Annotated in this window: 17 protein-coding genes; 13 read left to right on the top strand and 4 right to left on the bottom strand. The window is 71.4% G+C overall.

The window, feature by feature from the left end; all coding sequences use genetic code 11:
* Window positions 1-7 precede the first annotated feature (7 nt).
* From OG737_RS21165 to OG737_RS21150, 4 genes are all read left to right on the top strand, one after another.
* Window positions 8-811, top strand: a complete 804-nt coding sequence (locus OG737_RS21165) for an AIM24 family protein (RefSeq protein WP_328930425.1) — start codon at window positions 8-10, stop codon at window positions 809-811.
* A gap of 64 nt (window positions 812-875) precedes the next feature.
* A complete protein-coding gene (locus tag OG737_RS21160) occupies window positions 876-1,379 on the top strand; it encodes a MarR family transcriptional regulator (RefSeq protein ID WP_328930424.1) in 504 nt (167 codons plus the stop codon).
* A gap of 127 nt (window positions 1,380-1,506) precedes the next feature.
* On the top strand, window positions 1,507-2,076 hold the full coding sequence (locus tag OG737_RS21155; RefSeq protein ID WP_328927702.1) for a PepSY domain-containing protein: 570 nt from the start codon (window positions 1,507-1,509) through the stop codon (window positions 2,074-2,076).
* 94 nt (window positions 2,077-2,170) lie between these two features.
* A complete protein-coding gene (locus OG737_RS21150; protein ID WP_099895366.1) occupies window positions 2,171-2,245 on the top strand; it encodes a 50S ribosomal protein bL37 in 75 nt (24 codons plus the stop codon).
* A gap of 84 nt (window positions 2,246-2,329) precedes the next feature.
* Here the strand turns inward: OG737_RS21150 and meaB are convergent, their stop codons facing one another.
* Window positions 2,330-3,292, bottom strand: a complete 963-nt coding sequence (meaB, locus tag OG737_RS21145; protein WP_328927701.1) for a methylmalonyl Co-A mutase-associated GTPase MeaB — start codon at window positions 3,290-3,292, stop codon at window positions 2,330-2,332.
* 62 nt (window positions 3,293-3,354) lie between these two features.
* The gene (locus OG737_RS21140) at window positions 3,355-4,557 is read right to left on the bottom strand and encodes an acetyl-CoA C-acetyltransferase (protein WP_328927700.1); all 1,203 of its coding nucleotides are present in this window, start codon (window positions 4,555-4,557) and stop codon (window positions 3,355-3,357) included.
* A 137-nt stretch (window positions 4,558-4,694) separates the two neighbouring features.
* Here OG737_RS21140 and mce point away from each other — a divergent pair, with 137 nt between their 5' ends.
* The 7 genes from mce (at window position 4,695) to OG737_RS21105 (ending at window position 14,898) form a co-directional block, all read left to right on the top strand.
* A complete protein-coding gene (gene mce, locus OG737_RS21135; RefSeq protein WP_215020519.1) occupies window positions 4,695-5,123 on the top strand; it encodes a methylmalonyl-CoA epimerase in 429 nt (142 codons plus the stop codon).
* A gap of 182 nt (window positions 5,124-5,305) precedes the next feature.
* A complete protein-coding gene (scy, locus tag OG737_RS21130) occupies window positions 5,306-9,775 on the top strand; it encodes a polarized growth protein Scy (RefSeq protein ID WP_328927699.1) in 4,470 nt (1,489 codons plus the stop codon).
* 193 nt (window positions 9,776-9,968) lie between these two features.
* A complete protein-coding gene (locus tag OG737_RS21125; protein WP_150259415.1) occupies window positions 9,969-10,907 on the top strand; it encodes a cellulose-binding protein in 939 nt (312 codons plus the stop codon).
* Between the two features lie 114 nt (window positions 10,908-11,021).
* Entirely contained in the window at window positions 11,022-12,035 is a 1,014-nt protein-coding gene (locus tag OG737_RS21120) for an ABC transporter ATP-binding protein (protein ID WP_328927698.1), read from the top strand.
* A 2-nt stretch (window positions 12,036-12,037) separates the two neighbouring features.
* Window positions 12,038-12,814, top strand: coding sequence for an ABC transporter permease subunit (locus OG737_RS21115; protein ID WP_328927697.1), 777 nt, complete (start codon window positions 12,038-12,040; stop codon window positions 12,812-12,814).
* A 135-nt stretch (window positions 12,815-12,949) separates the two neighbouring features.
* Window positions 12,950-14,065 carry an ABC transporter ATP-binding protein gene (locus OG737_RS21110; RefSeq protein WP_328927696.1) on the top strand — a complete coding sequence of 372 codons (1,116 nt, stop codon included), beginning with the start codon at window positions 12,950-12,952 and terminating at the stop codon, window positions 14,063-14,065.
* The gene (locus OG737_RS21105; RefSeq protein ID WP_328927695.1) at window positions 14,062-14,898 is read left to right on the top strand and encodes an ABC transporter permease; all 837 of its coding nucleotides are present in this window, start codon (window positions 14,062-14,064) and stop codon (window positions 14,896-14,898) included. The genes OG737_RS21110 and OG737_RS21105 overlap by 4 nt, the downstream gene beginning before the upstream one ends.
* An 8-nt stretch (window positions 14,899-14,906) precedes the next feature.
* On the opposite strand, the gene OG737_RS21100 is transcribed toward OG737_RS21105, so the two are convergent.
* Window positions 14,907-15,233 carry an ATP/GTP-binding protein gene (locus OG737_RS21100; protein WP_328927694.1) on the bottom strand — a complete coding sequence of 109 codons (327 nt, stop codon included), beginning with the start codon at window positions 15,231-15,233 and terminating at the stop codon, window positions 14,907-14,909.
* Between the two features lie 229 nt (window positions 15,234-15,462).
* Between OG737_RS21100 and OG737_RS21095 the strand changes: the two genes are divergently transcribed.
* Window positions 15,463-16,494, top strand: a complete 1,032-nt coding sequence (locus OG737_RS21095) for an LLM class flavin-dependent oxidoreductase (RefSeq protein ID WP_328927693.1) — start codon at window positions 15,463-15,465, stop codon at window positions 16,492-16,494.
* A 15-nt stretch (window positions 16,495-16,509) separates the two neighbouring features.
* Here OG737_RS21095 and OG737_RS21090 read toward each other — a convergent pair whose 3' ends face one another.
* Window positions 16,510-16,902: an SCO5389 family protein gene (locus OG737_RS21090; RefSeq protein ID WP_030660337.1), complete on the bottom strand. Its 393-nt coding sequence runs from the start codon at window positions 16,900-16,902 to the stop codon at window positions 16,510-16,512.
* 219 nt (window positions 16,903-17,121) lie between these two features.
* On the opposite strand from OG737_RS21090, the gene nucS reads away from it, so the two are divergent.
* The gene (gene nucS / locus OG737_RS21085) at window positions 17,122-17,793 is read left to right on the top strand and encodes an endonuclease NucS (protein ID WP_328927692.1); all 672 of its coding nucleotides are present in this window, start codon (window positions 17,122-17,124) and stop codon (window positions 17,791-17,793) included.
* Window positions 17,794-17,848 lie beyond the last annotated feature (55 nt).

Raw genomic sequence — 17,848 nt, 5'->3', positions numbered from 1 at the left:
TGGCCCCGTGACGGGCGGCCCCGGCGGCCCGACGGTCTACGACCCGTACACCCTGCCCTCCGACGACAACGTGAACGCGTACACCTTCTGCGTGGAGCTCAAGGGGAGCCAGTGGTTCCTGCAGAAGGGCAAGATGATCTCGTACTACGGGAGCATCGAGTTCAACGGCATCGGCAACGGCCGCTTCGACCGGCTGCTGCGCACCAGCTTCCACTCGCCGCTGCACGCCAGCGACTGGGTGGTGGCCGAGGGCCAGGGCAAGATGCTGCTGGCCGACCGGGCCTTCGACGTGAACTCGTACGACCTGGACAACGGGAACCTGACCATACGGTCGGGCAACCTGCTCGCGTACCAGCCCTCGCTGGCCCTGAAGCAGTCGATCGTCCCGGGCTTCCTCACGCTGATCGGAACGGGCAAGTTCGTGGCGGCGTCCAACGGGCCGGTGGTCTTCATGGAGCCGCCGCTGCGCGTGGACCCGCAGGCGCTGGTGGGCTGGGCGGACTGTCCCTCGCCGTGCCACCACTACGATCACGGCTACATGTCGGGCGTGATGGGCGGGCTGCGCTCGCTGACCGGCATCGGCGGCACCTCGGGCGAGGAGCACCAGTTCGAGTTCGTGGGGGCGGGCACGGTCCTGCTGCAGTCGTCGGAGATGCTGATGGCGGAGCAGGCGGTCGGAGCGGTAGGCGCCGGCGCGGCCACGGGCAACGCGCAGGGCGTGCCGGGAGCCGGCCAGGGCCCGCTGGGGCAGCTGGGCGTGCCGCGGATGCCGGGGCAGCTGGGTGATCTCCAGCGGCGCTTCGGACTGTAACCGCTTACCCGCCCCATTTTTGTACGTAATTCAACTTCTTAGGTAGAGTTCACTCATGGAGACCATGGAGACCGAGACGGCAGACCTCCCCCGGACGGAGTCCGGCGGGACCCGCTGGCTGACCGACGCCGAACAGTGCGCCTGGCGCACCCACCTGGACGTCAGCCGACTGCTGATGCACCAGCTGGAGAAGGACCTCCAGCCCTTCGGTCTCACCAACAACGACTACGAGATCCTGGTGAACCTCTCGGAGTCGGTGGACCACCGGATGCGGATGAGCGATCTCGCGACCGCCACCCTGCAGTCAAAGAGCCGACTGTCCCACCAGATCACGCGCATGGAGGCGGCGGGCATGGTCCGCCGCGTGAACTGCGAGTCCGACCGCCGCGGCCTGTTCGCGGTGCTCACGGACGAGGGCATGGAGACGATGCGAAAGGTCGCTCCGCATCACGTGGCGTCCGTCCGGCGGCACTTCATCGACCTGCTGCCGCCCGAGGCTCTGGCCGCGCTGCGCGAGTCGCTGCGCCCGGTGGCGGAGCACCTGCGGGGCAACCGCGGCAAGGCCTGACGCCGGCCCGCCCCTCGCCGGGGTGCCGTCCCCGGCGGCAGCCCGGAGAATGGATGGTCGGTAACGCTCGCTCGCCGGCCGCCCGCCGGGCAACCGTCAGCGCATGGCCGGCCTGAGGAGGTCAGCCATGCACTGCACGCACAAGGCGTACGTCTCGACGGCCGCGGCCGTGGCCCTGATGATCGGGGGCCCGGTGGCGGCCGCCGCCGCGAACACAGCCGACGCGGCGGGATCCGCCCCCGCGGCAGCGGCGGCCCGCTCCGAAATGACCGCCGAGCAGGCAACCTCCGCCGCGCTGAAGAAGTACCCCGGCGTCGTGGAGTCCGTCGACAAGGACGACGCCGTCTGGCACGTCGACATCATCGCCAAGAACGGCAAGCACGCGGAACTGACGGTCGACACCCGCAGCGGCAAGGTGTTCACCGAGAACGCCGACGAAGACAGCGACGACGCCGGCGGGAACAAGGCGCTGCTCAGCGCGAAGGTCACCGCCGTGCAGGCGATGAAGGCAGCCCTCGCCGCCCACCCCGGCCAGGTCTCGTCGGTGGAGTGGGACGACGATGACGACAACGCCTCCGCCCCCTACTGGAACGTCGAGATCAAGTCCGGCGACAAGACCACCAACGTGCACGTCGACCCCGCGTCGGGGAAGGCGACAGTGTCCGACTCGGACTCGGACGACAACGACGACAACTGACGCCCACCGGCCCGCGGGATCTGATGCGGACCGGACCGGGCGCCCCTAGACTGACGAGCGCCCGGTTTACCCCGATCTTCGAGGGAGTGGCGTCATGGCCAAGCGCGGCAACAAGAAGCGAGCACGCAAGAAGAAGAAGGCGAACCACGGCAAGCGTCCCAACGCCTGAGCGGTCCGCCCCACAGACGCGCGAGAGCCGCGCCCCGGTCGATCGGGGCGCGGCTCTCGCGTACGGCGTAGGGCGTACGGCCTCTCAGGCCTCCGTCAGCGTCGCCAGGAGCGTGTCCGCGGCCGCGTAGGGGTCCATCTCGCCGGCCGCGACCCGGGCGGCCAGGGCGCCGACGTGGTCGTCCCCGTGCACATCCGCCATGCGGGCCCGCAGGGCCGTCACCGCGATCGTCTCCACCTCGCGGGCGGCCCGCGCCGTACGCCGCTCGGCCAGCACCCCGTGCTCGTCCATCCACGCACGGTGCTTCTCCAGCGCCTCGACGAGTTCGTCGATGCCCTGCGCCCGCGCGGCGACGGTCTTGACGATCGGCGGACGCCAGTCCCCCGCCCCCCGGGACTCGCCCAGCCCCAGCATGTGGTTCAGCTCCCGGGCGGTGGCGTCCGCCCCGTCCCGGTCAGCCTTGTTCACCACGTACACGTCACCGATCTCCAGGATCCCCGCCTTCGCGGCCTGGATCCCGTCGCCCATCCCGGGCGCCAGCAGCACCACCGAGGTGTCGGCCTGCGCGGCGATTTCCACCTCCGACTGGCCGACCCCGACCGTCTCGACCAGGATCACCTCGCAGCCGGCCGCGTCCAGCACCCGGATGGCCTGCGGGGCCGCCCAGGCGAGACCGCCCAGGTGGCCGCGGGTGGCCATGGAGCGGATGTAGACCCCCGGGTCGGAGGCGTGGTCCGACATCCGCACCCGGTCGCCGAGCAGCGCCCCGCCGGAGAACGGCGAGGACGGGTCGACGGCGAGGACGCCGACCCGCTTCCCGGCCTTGCGGTACGCCGACACGAGCGCCGAGGTCGAGGTCGACTTGCCGACGCCCGGCGACCCCGTCAGCCCCACCACGTACGCGTTGCCCGTGAGCGGGGCCAGCGCCGCCATCACCTCGCGCAACTGCGGGGACGCCCCCTCCACCAGCGAGATCAGCCGGGCCACCGCTCTCGGCCGGCCTTCACGTGCCTGGGCCACCAGCTGGGGGACGTCCACCGCCGTCATACGTGCTGCGCTCCTCGGTTCTCGTACGGGTACGGGTACGGGCGGGTGCTGCCGGGCTCGTGCTACGCCTTGGGCACGCGGACGATCAGGGCGTCGCCCTGGCCGCCGCCACCGCACAGCGCGGCCGCGCCGGTCCCGCCGCCACGGCGCTTGAGCTCCAGCGCCAGGTGCAGCACCACGCGGGCGCCGGACATGCCGATCGGGTGCCCCAGGGCGATGGCGCCACCGTTGACGTTCACCTTTTCCGGGGTCACGCCGAGGTCCTTCATTGACTGCACGGCGACCGCCGCGAAGGCCTCGTTGATCTCGATGAGGTCCAGGTCAGCGACCTGCAGGCCCTCCTTCTTCAGGGCGTGGGCGATGGCGTTCGACGGCTGCGACTGGAGGGAGTTGTCGGGACCGGCCACGTTGCCGTGGGCGCCGATCTCGGCGAGCCATTCCAGGCCCAGCTCCTCGGCCTTCGCCTTGCTCATCACGACCACGGCGGCGGCGCCGTCGCTGATCTGCGACGAGGTGCCGGCGGTGATCGTGCCGTCCTTGGCGAAGGCCGGGCGCAGCTTGCCCAGGGACTCCACCGTGGTCTCCGGACGGATGCCCTCGTCCTGCGAGAAGACCACGGGCTCGCCCTTGCGCTGCGGGATCTCGACCGGAGTGATCTCCGCCTCGAAGACGCCGTTCTTCTGCGCGGCGGCGGCCCGCTGGTGCGAGGCGGCGGCGAACTCGTCCTGCGGGGCGCGCTCGATGCCCAGGCGGGTGTTGTGCTTCTCCGTGGACTCGCCCATCGCGATGTTCTCGAAGGCGTCGGTGAGACCGTCGTAGGCCATCGCGTCGAGCATCTCGATGGCGCCGTACTTGTAGCCCTCGCGCGACTTGGGCAGCAGGTGCGGGGCGTTCGTCATGGACTCCTGGCCGCCGGCGACCACGATGTCGAACTCACCCGCGCGGATCAGCTGGTCGGCGAGCGCGATCGCGTCCAGCCCGGAGAGGCACACCTTGTTGATGGTCAGGGCGGGCACGTTCATCGGAATGCCGGCCTTGACCGCGGCCTGGCGGGCGGGGATCTGGCCCGCACCGGCCTGGAGCACCTGCCCCATGATCACGTACTGCACCTGGTCGCCGGAGATCCCGGCCCGGTCCAGCGCGGACTTGATGGCGAAGCCGCCGAGGTCGGCACCCGAGAAGGACTTCAGCGAGCCGAGCAGCCGCCCCATGGGCGTGCGGGCCCCGGCGACGATCACTGAGGTGGTGTTGTTCGATCCGGACATGAGGCACAGCCCCTTGAGGATGAGGAGTGAACGAGGGTTTACATGAATGTACTGAGCGGTACCCGCGCCGTCACCGGGCTGCCGGTGTGATCGCTGGCACGTTGCGTAACCACCCTCTTCGGCAGTGCACTGGTTCCATGCTGACAAGGATCGACCACATCGGGATCGCCTGCTTCGACCTGGACAAGACCGTCGAGTTCTACCGTGCCACGTACGGCTTCGAGGTCTTCCACACCGAGGTCAACGAGGAGCAGGGCGTCCGCGAGGCCATGCTCAAGATCAACGAGACGTCCGACGGCGGCGCCTCCTACCTCCAGCTGCTGGAGCCCACCCGCGAGGACTCCGCGGTGGGCAAGTGGCTGGCGAAGAACGGCGAGGGGGTCCACCACATCGCTTTCGGCACCGAGGACGTCCAGGGCGACTCGGAAGCCATCCGCGGCAAGGGCGTCCGCGTCCTGTACGACCAGCCCAGGACCGGCTCCATGGGGTCCTCGATCACCTTCCTGCACCCCAAGGACTGCCACGGAGTCCTCACCGAACTCGTCACCTCCAACCCCGAGCACTGATGTCCCCATTCCCCGGCCGGTAGAGTGGCCATGGCTCGGCCGGGGTTCGGTGCGGAGACGGGGTCGGGGCCTGTGACCCCTGCCCCGGTATCTGACACCATTCACCCGGGGGCGTCGTTCAGCGGGCGAGCGATGCTCATTTGGGAGTGAGCTTGCGACCAGGGGACGGATGGGACCGCGCTGTGCGGGGCTACGAAAGCCAGGAGAGCCATCAGGCCGAGGCCGACCATCTCTCGCGCTTCGAGGCCGAGATGGAGCGGCTGAAGAAGGAGCGCGGGAAGGCCGTCCAGCACGCTGAGGACCTGGGATACCAGGTCGAGGTGCTGCGCGCCAAGCTCCACGAGGTACGCCGAGCTCTGGCGTCCCGCCCCGCCTACGACGGCGCGGACATGGGGTACCAGGCGGAGCAGCTGCTCCGTAATGCCCAGATCCAGGCCGACCAGATGCGCTCCGACGCCGAGCGCGAGCTGCGCGACGCCCGGGCCCAGACCCAGCGCATCCTCCAGGAGCACGCCGAGCACCAGGCACGACTGCAGGCCGAACTGCACAGCGAGGCCGTCAACCGCCGCCAGCGTCTGGACCAGGAGCTCAACGAGCGCCGCCAGACCGTCGAGGCACACGTCAACGAGAACGTGGCCTGGGCCGAGCAGCTGCGCGCCCGTACGGAGTCCCAGGCGCGCAGGCTCATGGAGGAGTCCCGCGCCGAGGCCGAGCAGTCCCTGAACGCCGCCCGCGCCGAGGCCGCCCGGGTCGCCGAGGAGACCCGGCGCCGGATGGCCGCCGACGCGGAGACCGCCCGCGCGGAGGCCGAGGCCACCCTGCTGCGCGCCCGCAAGGAGGCCGAGCGGCTGCTGACCGCCGCCTCCACGCAGGCCCAGGAGGCCAGTGAGCACGCCGAGCGGCTGCGTTCCACCACCTCCGCCGAGGCGGAGCAGACCCGTCAGCAGACCCTCGACCTCGGCCGGGTGGCCGAGGCCCGCGTGCAGGAGGCCGACGCCGCGCTGCGCGAGGCCCGCTCCGCGGCCGACAAGGTCCTCGCCGAGGCCAAGGAGAGCGCGGCCCGCCAGCTCGCCTCGGCGGAGTCCGTCAACGAGCAGCGCACCCGCACCGCCAAGGAGCAGGTGGCCCGGCTGGTCGGCGAGGCCACCAAGGAGGCCGAGGCCCTCAAGTCGGAGGCCGAGCAGTCCCTGGCCGATGCCCGCGCGGAGGCCGAGCGGCTGCGCAGCGAGGCCGGCGACCAGGCCCGTACGGCGGCGGCCGAGGACACGGCGGCGCAGCTGGCGAAGGCCGCCCGCACCGCCGAGGACGTACTGAACAAGGCCTCGGAGGACGCCCGGGCCACCACCCGGGCCGCGTCCGAGGAGGCCGAGCGGATCCGCCGCGAGGCCGAGGCGGAGGCCGACCGGCTGCGCCTGCAGGCTGCGGCCACGGCCGATGAGCTCAAGGGCGCCGCGAAGGACGACACCGAGGAGTACCGGGCCCGTACGGTCGAACTCCAGGAGGAGGCCCGGCGGCTGCGCGGCGAGGCCGAGCAGCTGCGCGCGGAGGCCGTCGCCGAGGGCGAGCGGATCCGCGGCGAGGCCCGCCGCGAGGCGGTCCAGCAGATCGAGGAGGCGGCCCGGACGGCCGAGGAACTCCTCGGCAAGGCCAAGGCGGACGCGGACGAGCTGCGCGGCGGGGCGACCGCCGAGAGCGAGCGCGTCCGCGCCGAGGCCGTCGAGCGGGCCACCACCTTGCGCAGGCAGGCCGAGGAGACCCTGGAGCGGACCCGCGGCGAGGCGGAGCGGCTGCGCGCCGACGCCGAGGAGCAGGCGGAAGCCGTACGGGCCGAGGCGGACGCTGCGGCTCTCGCCCGGCGCGCGGAGACCGAGCAGGCCGTCGCCGCGAAGCGGGCGGAGGCCGACGAGGAACTCGTACGCCTCCACACGGAGGCCGAGAACCGGCTGGGCACGGCCGAGCAGACGCTGCGCGACGCCCGCTCCGCGGCGGAGAACATCCGCCGGGAGACCGGCGAGGAGACCGACCGGCTGCGCGCCGAGTCGGCGGAGCGGATCCGGACCCTCCAGGCGCAGTCGCAGGCCGAGGCCGACCAGCTGCGGGGCGAAGCGGCGCAGGACGCCGGCCGGGTGCGCGCGGAGGCCGAGCAGGCCGCCGTACGCCTGACCGGCGAGGCCGAGGCCGAGGCCGAGCGGGTGCGCTCCGAGGCGCAGGAGACCGCGGACCGGCTGCGCTCCGAGGCGAAGGCGGCGGCCGAGCGGGTCGCCGCGGAGGCCGCGGAGGCGCTGGCCGCCGCACAGGAGGAGGCCGCCCGGCGCCGCCGGGAGTCCGAGGAGACCCTGGCGTCGGCGCGGACCGACGCGGAGAACGAGCGGGCGCAGGCCCGGGAGCAGAGCGAGGAACTGCTGGCGCAGGCCCGCAAGCGCTCCGAGGAGGCGCAGGCCGAGGCGGTCTGGCTGACCGAGGAGGCCGAGCGGCGCGCGTCCGAGGTCGTGGCGGCGGCGGAGGCCACCGCCCAGCAGGTGCGGGACTCCGTGGCCGGGCTGCACGAGCAGGCCGAGGAGGAGGTCGCCGGACTGCGCAGCGCGGCCGAACACGCGGCGGAGCGCACGCGGACCGAGGCCGAGGAAGAGGCCGGGCGGGTCCGCGGCGACGCGTACGCGGAGCGGGAGCTGGCCACCGAGGACGCCAACCGGATCCGCAGTGAGGCGCGCGCCGAGACGGACGCGGCCAAGGCGCTCGCGGAGCGGACGGTCGGCGACGCGATCGCCGAGGCTGAGCAACTGCGCAGCGACACGGCCGAGTACGCGCAGCGGGTGCGGACCGAGGCCACGGACGCCCTGGCGGCGGCCGAGCGGGACGCCGCCCGGACCCGGGCGGATGCCCGGGACGACGCGAACCGCATCCGCGGCGAGGCGGCGGAGGCCCTGGAAGCGTCACGCGCCGAGGGCGGACGGATCACCGCCGAGGCGACGGCGGAGGCCGAGCGGCTCACCGAGGAGACCCTCGCGGCGAACGCCGAGACGGTCGGCGAGGCGACCGCCGAGGCCGAGCGGATCACCGCCGAGGCGGCGGCCGCGGCGGAGGCCATCGGTGCCGAGGCCGAGCTCACGCTGGCCGAGGCGCGCGGTGAGGCCGAGCGGCTCACCGAGGAGACCCTGGCGGCGAACGCCGAGACGGTCGGCGAGGCGACGGCGAAGGCCGAACGGCTCACCAAGCAGGCGGCGGACACCCTGGCCGCGGCCGAGCGGGACGCCGCGAGGGTGCTGGTCGATGCCCGCAACGAGGGCGACCGGCTGGTCGACGAGACCCGTGCGGCCAACGAGCTCACGGTCGGCGAGGCCACCGCGGAGGCGGAGCGGCTGCGCGCCGAGGCGGAGCGGACCCTGGACGACGCCCGTGCGGAGGGCGGCCGGATCATCGGCGAGGCCACCGCGGAGGCGGACCGCGTCACGGTCGCGGCGAACGAGACCCTGGCGAGTGCGGAGCGCGAGGCCGAGCAGACGCTGGACGAGGCGCGCGCCGAGGCGAACCGGCTGCGGACCGAGGCCGCCGAGCAGGCGGACCGGCTCATCACCGAGGCCGCGTCGGAGGCGGACAAGCTCACCGCCGAGACCCGCAAGGCGAACGAGCGCACGGTCGGCGAGGCCTCGAACGAGGCCGAGCGGCTGCGCGCGGAGGCGTCCGAGGCGCTGTCCTCGGCGCAGGAGCACGCGACGCGTACCCGGTCGGAGGCCGAGCGGGTCAAGGCGGAGGCGGCGACCGAGGCCGAGCGCATGCGTACGGAGGCCCGGACGGAGTCCGAGCGGCTGCTGGACGAGGCGCGCGAGGAGGCCAACAAGCGCCGCAGCGAGGCCGCGGAGCAGGTCGACCGGCTCATCACCGAGGCCGCGGCGGAGGCCGACAAGCTCACCGCCGAGGCGGGCAAGCAGGCGCTGGCCGCCACCACGGCCGCCGAGGAGCAGGCCGACGCGATGGTCGACGCGGCCCGCAAGGAGGCCGTGCGGATCTCTTCGGAGGCGACCGTGGAGGGCAACTCCCTGGTGGAGAAGGCCCGTACGGACGCGGACGAGCTGCTGGTCGGGGCGCGTACGGACGCGTCGGCCATAAGGGAGCGGGCGGAGGAGCTGCGCGGCCGCGTCGAGGCAGAGGTCGAGGAGCTGCACGAGCGGGCCCGCCGGGAGTCGGCCGAGCAGATGAAGTCGGCCGGCGAGCGCGTGGACAAGCTGGTGCGGGCGGCCACCGAGCAGAGCGCCGCGGCCGAGGCGAAGGCCAAGGAGCTGGTGTCGGACGCGAGCAGCGAGGCGAGCAAGGTGCGCATCGCCGCGGTGCGCAAGGCCGAGGCGCTCCTGAAGGAGGCCGAGCAGAAGAAGGCCGAACTGGCCCGCGAGGCCGAGAAGGCCCTCGCGGAGGCGAAGGCGGAGGCCGAGCGGCTGGTCGACGAGGGACGCCGCGAGCTGGAGGTCCTGGTGCGCAGGCGGCAGGACATTCAGGGCGAGATCTCCCGTGTCCAGGACGTTCTTGAGGCGTTGGAATCATTCGAGGCGCCTTCGGGCGGCGCAAAGCCCTCGGTCGGCGGCCAGGGCGCGGGGGGCGTGAAGGCCGGAGCCGCGGCGGGTTCGACTCGTTCGGGTGGTAAGTCGTCGGAGGGGTAGCAAGCGTGCGGGATGTGTGTTCCTGATGAAGGTTCAGTCGAACGAGTGACAAGCATTCTGTCGCCTTGCCACTCAAAAGGGGTCTCATTGTCCAGATCAATCGCGGATTGACTCGAAGACACGCCGCTTCGGCGCCTAGGATTCCCCTAACACCTCACGTAGCACCTCATCGGTCTCATTCGACAGGAACCCCATGAGCGACACTTCCTCCCCCTTCGGCTTCGAGCTCGTGCGGCGTGGTTACGACCGCGGTCAGGTGGACGACCGCATTACCAAGCTGGTCTCCGACCGCGACAGCGCCCTTGGACGTATCAACTCTCTGGAAAAGCGGATCGAGGAGCTGCACCTCGAAACGCAGAACGCCCAGGCCCAGGTGAGCGACGCGGAACCGTCGTACGCCGGCCTCGGCGCCCGGGTCGAGAAGATCCTGCGCCTGGCCGAGGAGGAGGCGAAGGACCTGCGCGAGGAGGCCCGTCGCGCGGCCGAGCAGCACCGTGAGCTGGCCGAGTCGGCTGCCCAGCAGGTGCGCAACGACGCCGAGTCGTTCGCCGCCGACCGCAAGTCGAAGGCGGAGGACGAGGGCGTCCGCATCGTCGAGAAGGCCAAGGGCGACGCCTCCACCCTGCGCGCCGAGGCCCAGAAGGACGCGGCCTCCAAGCGCGAGGAGGCCGACGCCCTGTTCGAGGAGACCCGCGCCAAGGCCGCCCAGGCCGCCGCGGACTTCGAGACCAACCTGGCCAAGCGCCGCGAGCAGTCCGAGCGCGACCTGGCCTCGCGCCAGGCCAAGGCCGAGAAGCGCCTCGCGGAGATCGAGCACCGCGCCGAGCAGCTGCGCCTGGAGGCCGAGAAGCTGCGTACGGACGCCGAGCGCCGCGCCCGTCAGACCGTGGAGACCGCGCAGCGCCAGGCCGAGGACATCGTGGCCGACGCCAACGCCAAGGCGGACCGTATCCGCAGCGAGTCCGAGCGCGAGCTGGCGGCGCTCACCAACCGCCGCGACTCCATCAACGCGCAGCTGACCAACGTCCGCGAGATGCTGGCGACGCTGACCGGTGCGGCCGTCGCGGCGGCCAACCCGATCGTCGACGACGAGCCGGTCTCGCGCGGGGTCCCGGCTCAGCAGAGCCGCTGACCCCCGCGTCACGGCTACCGGGCGGTACTGTTCGCCCGTTTCACGACCAAAGCAGGGCCGTACGTCACCTTTCGGAGGTGGCGTACGGCCCTGCGGCGTTCTAGCGTGGCCTGCATGATCGAGCTTGAGGGCCTTACGAAACGATTCGGCGCGAAGACCGCCGTGGACAACCTCAGCTTCCAGGTCAGACCGGGGGTGGTGACCGGCTTCCTCGGCCCCAACGGGGCGGGGAAGTCCACGACCATGCGCATGATGCTCGACCTCGACAACCCGACCAGCGGTACGGTCCGGATCGACGGCAAGCACTACCGGGATCTGCCGGAGCCGCTGAAGTACATCGGTGCACTGCTTGACGCGAAAGCGATGAACGGTGGCCGAACTGCATACAACAACCTTCTCTGTCTGGCCCAGTCGAACCGGATCCCGGAACGCCGGGTCGCCGAAGTACTCGACCTGGTCGGCCTGACGGCTGTCGCGAAGAGGAAGTCGAAAGGATTTTCGCTGGGCATGGGCCAGCGGCTGGGAATCGCCTCCGCACTGCTCGGTGATCCCCAAATCCTGATGTTCGACGAACCCGTCAACGGTCTGGACCCGGAGGGAATTCTCTGGATCAGGAATCTCATGAAGGGACTGGCGGCGGAAGGACGAACGATCTTCGTCTCGTCCCATCTCATGAGCGAAATGGCCCTGACGGCCGAACATTTGGTCGTCATCGGGCAGGGAAAGCTGCTGGCAGACCTGTCGATGGCCGATTTCATCCACCAGAACTCGCGCAGTTACGTCCGGCTGCGCTCGCCCCAGCAGGAGCGGCTCAAGGACGTCCTGCACGAGGCGGGGATCGACGCCGTCAGCGTGCCGGCCACCGGCGCGCTGGAGATCGACGGCGTGGGCCCGGAGCGGCTCGGCGAGCTGGCCGCCCAGCACCAGATCGTGCTGCACGAACTCAGCCCGCAACGGGCTTCACTGGAGGAAGCGTTCATGCGCATGACGGCGGACTCCGTCGAGTACCACGCCCACGCACCGGGCGCGCCCGTGCCCGCGGGCATGGCCGCCGACCACCCCTCCCGGCCCGCCGACGCTCCCGGCTGGGGCGCCGGCTACGAGGCGACCCCCAAGGGCGGTGAGTGAGCATGGCCTTCTCCGCCGTCCTCAGGTCCGAGTGGACCAAGATCCGCACGGTCGCCTCCACGAGCTGGTCCCTCGCCGTCTCGCTCCTCGCCACCGTCGGGTTCAGTGCCGGTTTCTGCGCCCTGGTCAACGCGAGCTTCGACAACATGGGCGCGGTCGAACGGGCCACGTTCGACCCCACCCTGCTGAGCTTCAGCGGGATGCAGTTCGGCCAGCTGGCGATGATCGTCTTCGGGGTGCTGGTGGTCAGCACCGAGTACAGCTCGGGCATGATCCGTACCTCGCTGGCCGCCGTACCCGCACGCGCGAGCTTCCTGCTGGGCAAGCTCGCCGTGGCCACGGCCCTGGCCCTGCTGGTCGGACTGCTGACCAGCTTCGTGTCGTTCTTCCTCGGCCAGGCGATCCTGGGGGACCACGGCATCGGCATCGACGGGGAGAACGTCCTGCGCGCGGTGGTCGGCGCCGGCCTGTACATGGCGCTCCTCGCCCTGTTCTCCATGGGCGTGGCCGCCATGCTGCGCAGCTCGGTCGCCTCGATCAGCATCCTGATCCCGTTCTTCCTGATCGTCTCGAACCTCCTCAGCGGTTTCGAGGCGACCCGTAAGTACGGCCAGTACCTGCCCGACAAGGCGGGGTCCAAGATCATGCAGATCGTGCCGGACGCCATGGGCAGCTCCGAGACGCCGTACGGCCCCTGGGGCGGCCTCGGGATCATGCTCCTGTGGGTGGCCGCCTCGGTGCTCGGGGGCTACCTCGTCCTCAAGAAGAGGGACGCCTGACGCACTACGGGACATCCCCGGGTCGGTCTCAGGGGCAGCTCAGGGATCCGGCCCGGGACGGAACCGTAGGAGACTGGATATCCTCTTAACCCTTACGCGGGCGAGAGTCGTCCCGGCCTGGTAAGGGGCAGCAAGATGATCGAGGCAGTCGGCCTGACCAAGCGCTACGGCGCCAAGACCGCCGTCGACCAGCTGTCCTTCCAGGTCAGGCCGGGTCATGTGACCGGTTTCCTGGGGCCCAACGGCTCCGGGAAATCCACCACCATGCGCATGATCGTCGGCCTCGACCGGCCCACTTCCGGCCATGTCACGATCAACGGCCTCCCCTTCCGGGAGCTGCCGAACGCCCAGCGGCACGTCGGGGCCCTGCTGGACGCCAAGGCCGTGCACGGGGGCCGCCGGGCCCGGACCCACCTGCTCTCGATCGCCCAGCTCTCCGGGATCCCGGAGAAGCGGGTGGACGAGGTGCTGGCCGTGGTCGGCCTCCAGGACGCCGCCCGGCAGCGTACGAAGGGCTTCTCGCTCGGCATGGGCCAGCGGCTCGGCATCGCCACCGCCCTGCTCGGGGATCCCCAGGTGCTCCTCTTCGACGAGCCGGTCAACGGGCTGGACCCGGAGGGGATCCTCTGGGTCCGCAACCTCATGCGCCGGCTCGCCGCCGAGGGGCGCACCGTCCTCGTCTCCTCGCACCTGATGAGCGAGATGGCGCTGACCGCCGACCACCTGATCGTGATCGGCCGGGGACGGCTGCTGGCCGACATGGGCACCCAGGAGTTCATCGCGCACAACTCGGCCGGATTCGCTCGGGTACGCGCGGCCGACACTGATCCCGATGGCTGGGACACGCTGGGTACGGCCCTCACGAAGGCGGGCGGCCGGGTCCTCCAGGAGCCCGATGGAGCACTGCGCGTGACCGGGCTGGAGCTCCCCCGCATCTCGGACCTCGCGCACGAGGCGGGCGTACGGCTGTGGGAGCTCTCGCCGCACCGGGCCTCGCTGGAAGAGGCGTACATGCGGATGACCCAGTCGTCCCTGGAGTACACCTCCACCGAAGACCCGCGGGCCGAGCTGTGGGAGCCGGAGCCGCTGACCGTCCCGGCGTGGGAGGACGAGGCGCCCGCACCGGAGATCCCGGGGACGGGCTTCTTCGCGCCCCCGCCGCCCGGAGCGGGCGGCCGGCCCTTCCTGATGCCGGAAAACCCGGGCCAGCTCGCCGAGGCCGCCCAGAACAACCCCGAGGAAGCCCGATGACCCCGCCGACGACCGCGGACCAGCCGAAGAGCTACAGCTCGCCGCTGCCGACACCGCGACCGCACCTGGGACACGCCATGGCCTCGGAGTGGACCAAGCTGGTCTCGGTCCGCTCCACGATGTGGACGCTCGGCTCGCTCGTGCTGACCGTCGTCGGCGTCGGGCTGCTCTTCGTCGTGCAGACGGGGGACCAGGACTACGCGGGCATCTCCTTCACCACGCCCGCTCTCTTCGGCCTGCTGATCGGGCAGCTCGCGGTGATGGTCCTCGGCGTCCTGACGATCACCTCGGAGCACGCCACCGGACTGGTGCGGACCACCTTCACCGCCTCCCCGGAGCGGCACCGCGTGCTCACCGCGAAGTACCTCGTCTTCGGCATGACGGCCTTCGTCGTCACCGCCGGGTCGGTCTTCCTCGTCGGGCTGGCCGGTGCACTCTTGCACAACGGCTCCGCCGCCGGACGGCACGGGGCCGCCGAGTGGTTCGGCGCGCTGGCGGGCGTCCTCTACGTCACACTGCTCGGCGTGCTCGCGCTCGCCGTCGGCGCGCTGGTGCGGCATTCCGCCGGGGCGATCGCGGTGATGCTCGGCGTCGTCACGCTGCCGCCGCTGACGGGCGGGATGCTCAGCGCCTGGGAGTCGTCCGCCGCCGTGGGACGGCTGATCCTCCAGTACAACGCGCCGGTGGCCCTGATGCAGCTGTTCGGCATGTCCGACACCGGCCCGGACATGGCTCCGGTGCCCGGCGGCCTCGCGCACATGATGCTGATCGTGCTCGTCGCGGGCGGCGCGGTGGCGGCCTCGTACGTGCTGGTCGGCCGCCGGGACGTGTGAACCGCCGCTCAGTACCTGGGCGCGTTGCGGGACCGCTGCACCTTCGAGGTGCGGCGGTCCTTCGCGTTCCAGCAGGCCTTGTGCCAGTGCCGGCGGTCGTCCACGCCGCCGTACTCCGGCCAGGCCACCAGGTGCGGGGTGCCGGAGGGGATCTCCTGGTCGCAGCCCGGGCAGCGGTAACGCTTGCCCGCGGCGCTCGCGCCCGCGACGTGCCGGACCTTCCAGTCCTCGCCCTGGTACTCCTCCGTGCGCTCCAGCCCGTAGCGGTCGAGGCCGGTGCTCGGGCGTTCGTCCGGAGTCTCGCCGCCCCTGGGGCGGTTGTGGCGCGGTGACACGTATACCTCACGGATGGGCGGACGGCAGTGACTTTCTCCCAGACTACGCGCAGCGAGGCCGGGTACCCGCAGGGTGGTTGCGGGAGCCCGGCCCCACGAAGAGGAATGGCCTGACAATCCCAATAACTTTCGTGTCAGCCCGTGCCTTTGGCACGTGTCAGACGTTGTTGCCATAGGAAGAACCGGTCAGCCTGGGGAGGCCGCGTCAGCCGCGAGGAGGATAAAGGCGATGCGCGTAGGAGCGTTTGTACTGGCTGCCCAGTTCCCGGGCCAGGGACAGGGCGAGGCACTGCACCGGGCGGTGCGCACGGCCGAGGTGGCCGAGGAGTCCGGGCTCGACTCGGTCTGGCTCGCCGAGCACCACTTCGTCCCGTACGGGGTCTGCCCCTCGGCGGTGACACTGGCGGCCCTGCTGCTGGGCCGGACCCGGAGGCTGCGGGTGGGCACGGCGGTCAGCGTGCTGCCGAGCACGCACCCGGTGGCCCTCGGCGAGCAGGCGGCGCTGCTGCACCTGACCTCGGGCGGGCGGTTCAGCCTCGGGGTGGGCCGCGGCGGGCCGTGGGTCGACCTGGAGGTCTTCGGGGGCGGCCTGGACCGTTACGAGAACGGCTTCCCGGAAGCCCTGGACCTGCTGCGGCGCTGGCTGACGGAGGCGCGGGTGGGGGCCGCCGGCGAGCGGTACGACTTCCGCGAGGTGGCCGTCGTACCGCGCCCGTCGGAGGCGCTGGACGTGGACGGGCCGGGCCCGGAGGTCATCGTGGCCTGCACCTCCCCCGCATCGGTGCGGCTGGCCGCGGAGCGGGGGCTGCCGATGCTGCTGGGCATGCACTGCGGGGACGAGGAGAAGGCCGAGATGGTCGCGCTGTGGCGGGCCGCGGCGCTGGCGGCGGGCCACTCCCGGGAGCACGTGGCGAGCGCGGGCCATGTCTCCGCAGGGGTCTGCCAGCTGGCGGACCGTACGGCGGACGCCCGCGAGTCGCTGCTGAAGGCGATGCCGGGCTGGCTCAGGCAGGGCCTGGACGCGCATGTGACGGTGGACGGCCGGGTGCGCGCGATGCGCGACCCGGTCGCGTACACGGAGCTGCTGTGCGACCTGCACCCGGTGGGCACACCGGCACTGGCGGCGGACCGGCTGGCGGCCACCGCCGAGCGGACCGGCATCACGCGCTTCGCCCTCCTGACGGAGGGCTCGGGCGATCTCGCCGCGACGGAGGAGAACGTACGGCGCCTCGGCACCGAAGTCCTGCCCCGTCTCGGCTGAGATCTGCTGTCGTTGCTAACAGTCCCGCAGTTCGGGTGACTGGTTGAGCAGCTGGCCGCGGATCGAGGTGAACTTGGCCAGCCGGTCGTCCACCGAGGGATCCAGCGGGAACACCGCTACCCGGTGGCAGTTCTGGAACGCCAGGCGCACTCCGAAGTGCCGCTGCAGCGCACCGCGTATCGCGTCACTCGCGAGAGCGCGCAGCAGCTGCCCGCGCGCCTGCTCGTCGGGCGGCGGCGTCTGATTGTCGGCGAACTGTCCGCCGTCGACCTTCAGCTGGGCCACCAGCGAGCTGATCATCTCCCATGCGTAGGGCAGGGAGGTCCGGACGCAGTCGACGAAAGCGGCTTCGTCGACCTCGCCTCGCTCGGCCTGTTCGAGTAGGGCCGGTGAGACGTCGAGCGACATGGGTTCTCCTCTCGCGACTCCGGCGGACTGGTTGCCGGAGTCTTACGGGCAGGGAAGGAGGCCGCGACGCTGCGTACACGCTCGGCAACCTCCCGCTCACCACGGTAGGCGTCCCATGGGTGACGCACCAGGAGAATGCGCATACAACGCGCCATCGGCGAAGGGGGCTTTCAGGGGCGAATCGCGTGGAGCCCTTCTCGTCGAGTAGCGTTGCCGACCATGCGTCTCGTCATTGCCCGCTGCTCCGTCGACTACGCGGGCCGGCTCACCGCCCATCTGCCCTCGGCACCCCGTCTGATCCTCGTGAAGGCCGACGGCAGTGTCTCGATCCACGCGGACGACCGGGCGTACAAACCGCTCAACTGGATGTCGCCCCCGTGCACCCTCAAAGAGGGGAGCGGTGACGAGGCCGGTGTGTGGACCGTCGTCAACAAGGCTGGTGAGAAGCTCATCATCACCATGGAGGAAGTCCTGCACGACTCCTCCCACGAGCTCGGCATCGACCCCGGGCTGATCAAGGACGGCGTGGAAGCACACCTCCAGGAACTCCTCGCGGACCGCATCGAAACGCTGGGCGAGGGCTACACCCTGATCCGGCGCGAGTACATGACGGCGATCGGGCCCGTGGACATCCTGTGCCGGGACGCCTCCGGCGCGACGGTGGCCGTGGAGATCAAGCGGCGCGGCGAGATCGACGGCGTCGAGCAGCTGACCCGCTACCTGGAGCTGCTGAACCGCGACCCGCACCTGGCCCCGGTCCGGGGCGTCTTCGCGGCGCAGGAGATCAAGCCTCAGGCCAAGGTGCTGGCGACGGACCGCGGGATGGACTGCGTTGTCCTCGACTACGACGCGATGCGCGGCATCGAGGACGACAAGCTCCGGCTGTTCTGACCGTCCGCCCGTCCCGTCGCCACGGCTCCGTCCACGAGGACGGAGCCGTGGTCGT

This window comes from Streptomyces sp. NBC_00122 (assembly GCF_045160845.1).
Lineage (GTDB): Bacteria > Actinomycetota > Actinomycetes > Streptomycetales > Streptomycetaceae > Streptomyces.
This window is presented reverse-complemented; position numbering and strand designations above follow the sequence as displayed.

Coding starts and splice junctions, on each gene's coding strand:
- OG737_RS21160 (WP_328930424.1), top strand. CDS start 876: ATGGAGACCGAGACGGCAGACCTCCCCCGGACGGAGTCCGGCGGGACC.
- OG737_RS21155 (WP_328927702.1), top strand. CDS start 1,507: ATGCACTGCACGCACAAGGCGTACGTCTCGACGGCCGCGGCCGTGGCC.
- meaB (WP_328927701.1), bottom strand. CDS start 3,292: ATGACGGCGGTGGACGTCCCCCAGCTGGTGGCCCAGGCACGTGAAGGC.
- OG737_RS21140 (WP_328927700.1), bottom strand. CDS start 4,557: ATGTCCGGATCGAACAACACCACCTCAGTGATCGTCGCCGGGGCCCGC.
- mce (WP_215020519.1), top strand. CDS start 4,695: ATGCTGACAAGGATCGACCACATCGGGATCGCCTGCTTCGACCTGGAC.
- OG737_RS21125 (WP_150259415.1), top strand. CDS start 9,969: ATGAGCGACACTTCCTCCCCCTTCGGCTTCGAGCTCGTGCGGCGTGGT.
- OG737_RS21120 (WP_328927698.1), top strand. CDS start 11,022: ATGATCGAGCTTGAGGGCCTTACGAAACGATTCGGCGCGAAGACCGCC.
- OG737_RS21115 (WP_328927697.1), top strand. CDS start 12,038: ATGGCCTTCTCCGCCGTCCTCAGGTCCGAGTGGACCAAGATCCGCACG.
- OG737_RS21110 (WP_328927696.1), top strand. CDS start 12,950: ATGATCGAGGCAGTCGGCCTGACCAAGCGCTACGGCGCCAAGACCGCC.
- OG737_RS21105 (WP_328927695.1), top strand. CDS start 14,062: ATGACCCCGCCGACGACCGCGGACCAGCCGAAGAGCTACAGCTCGCCG.
- OG737_RS21095 (WP_328927693.1), top strand. CDS start 15,463: ATGCGCGTAGGAGCGTTTGTACTGGCTGCCCAGTTCCCGGGCCAGGGA.
- OG737_RS21090 (WP_030660337.1), bottom strand. CDS start 16,902: ATGTCGCTCGACGTCTCACCGGCCCTACTCGAACAGGCCGAGCGAGGC.
- nucS (WP_328927692.1), top strand. CDS start 17,122: ATGCGTCTCGTCATTGCCCGCTGCTCCGTCGACTACGCGGGCCGGCTC.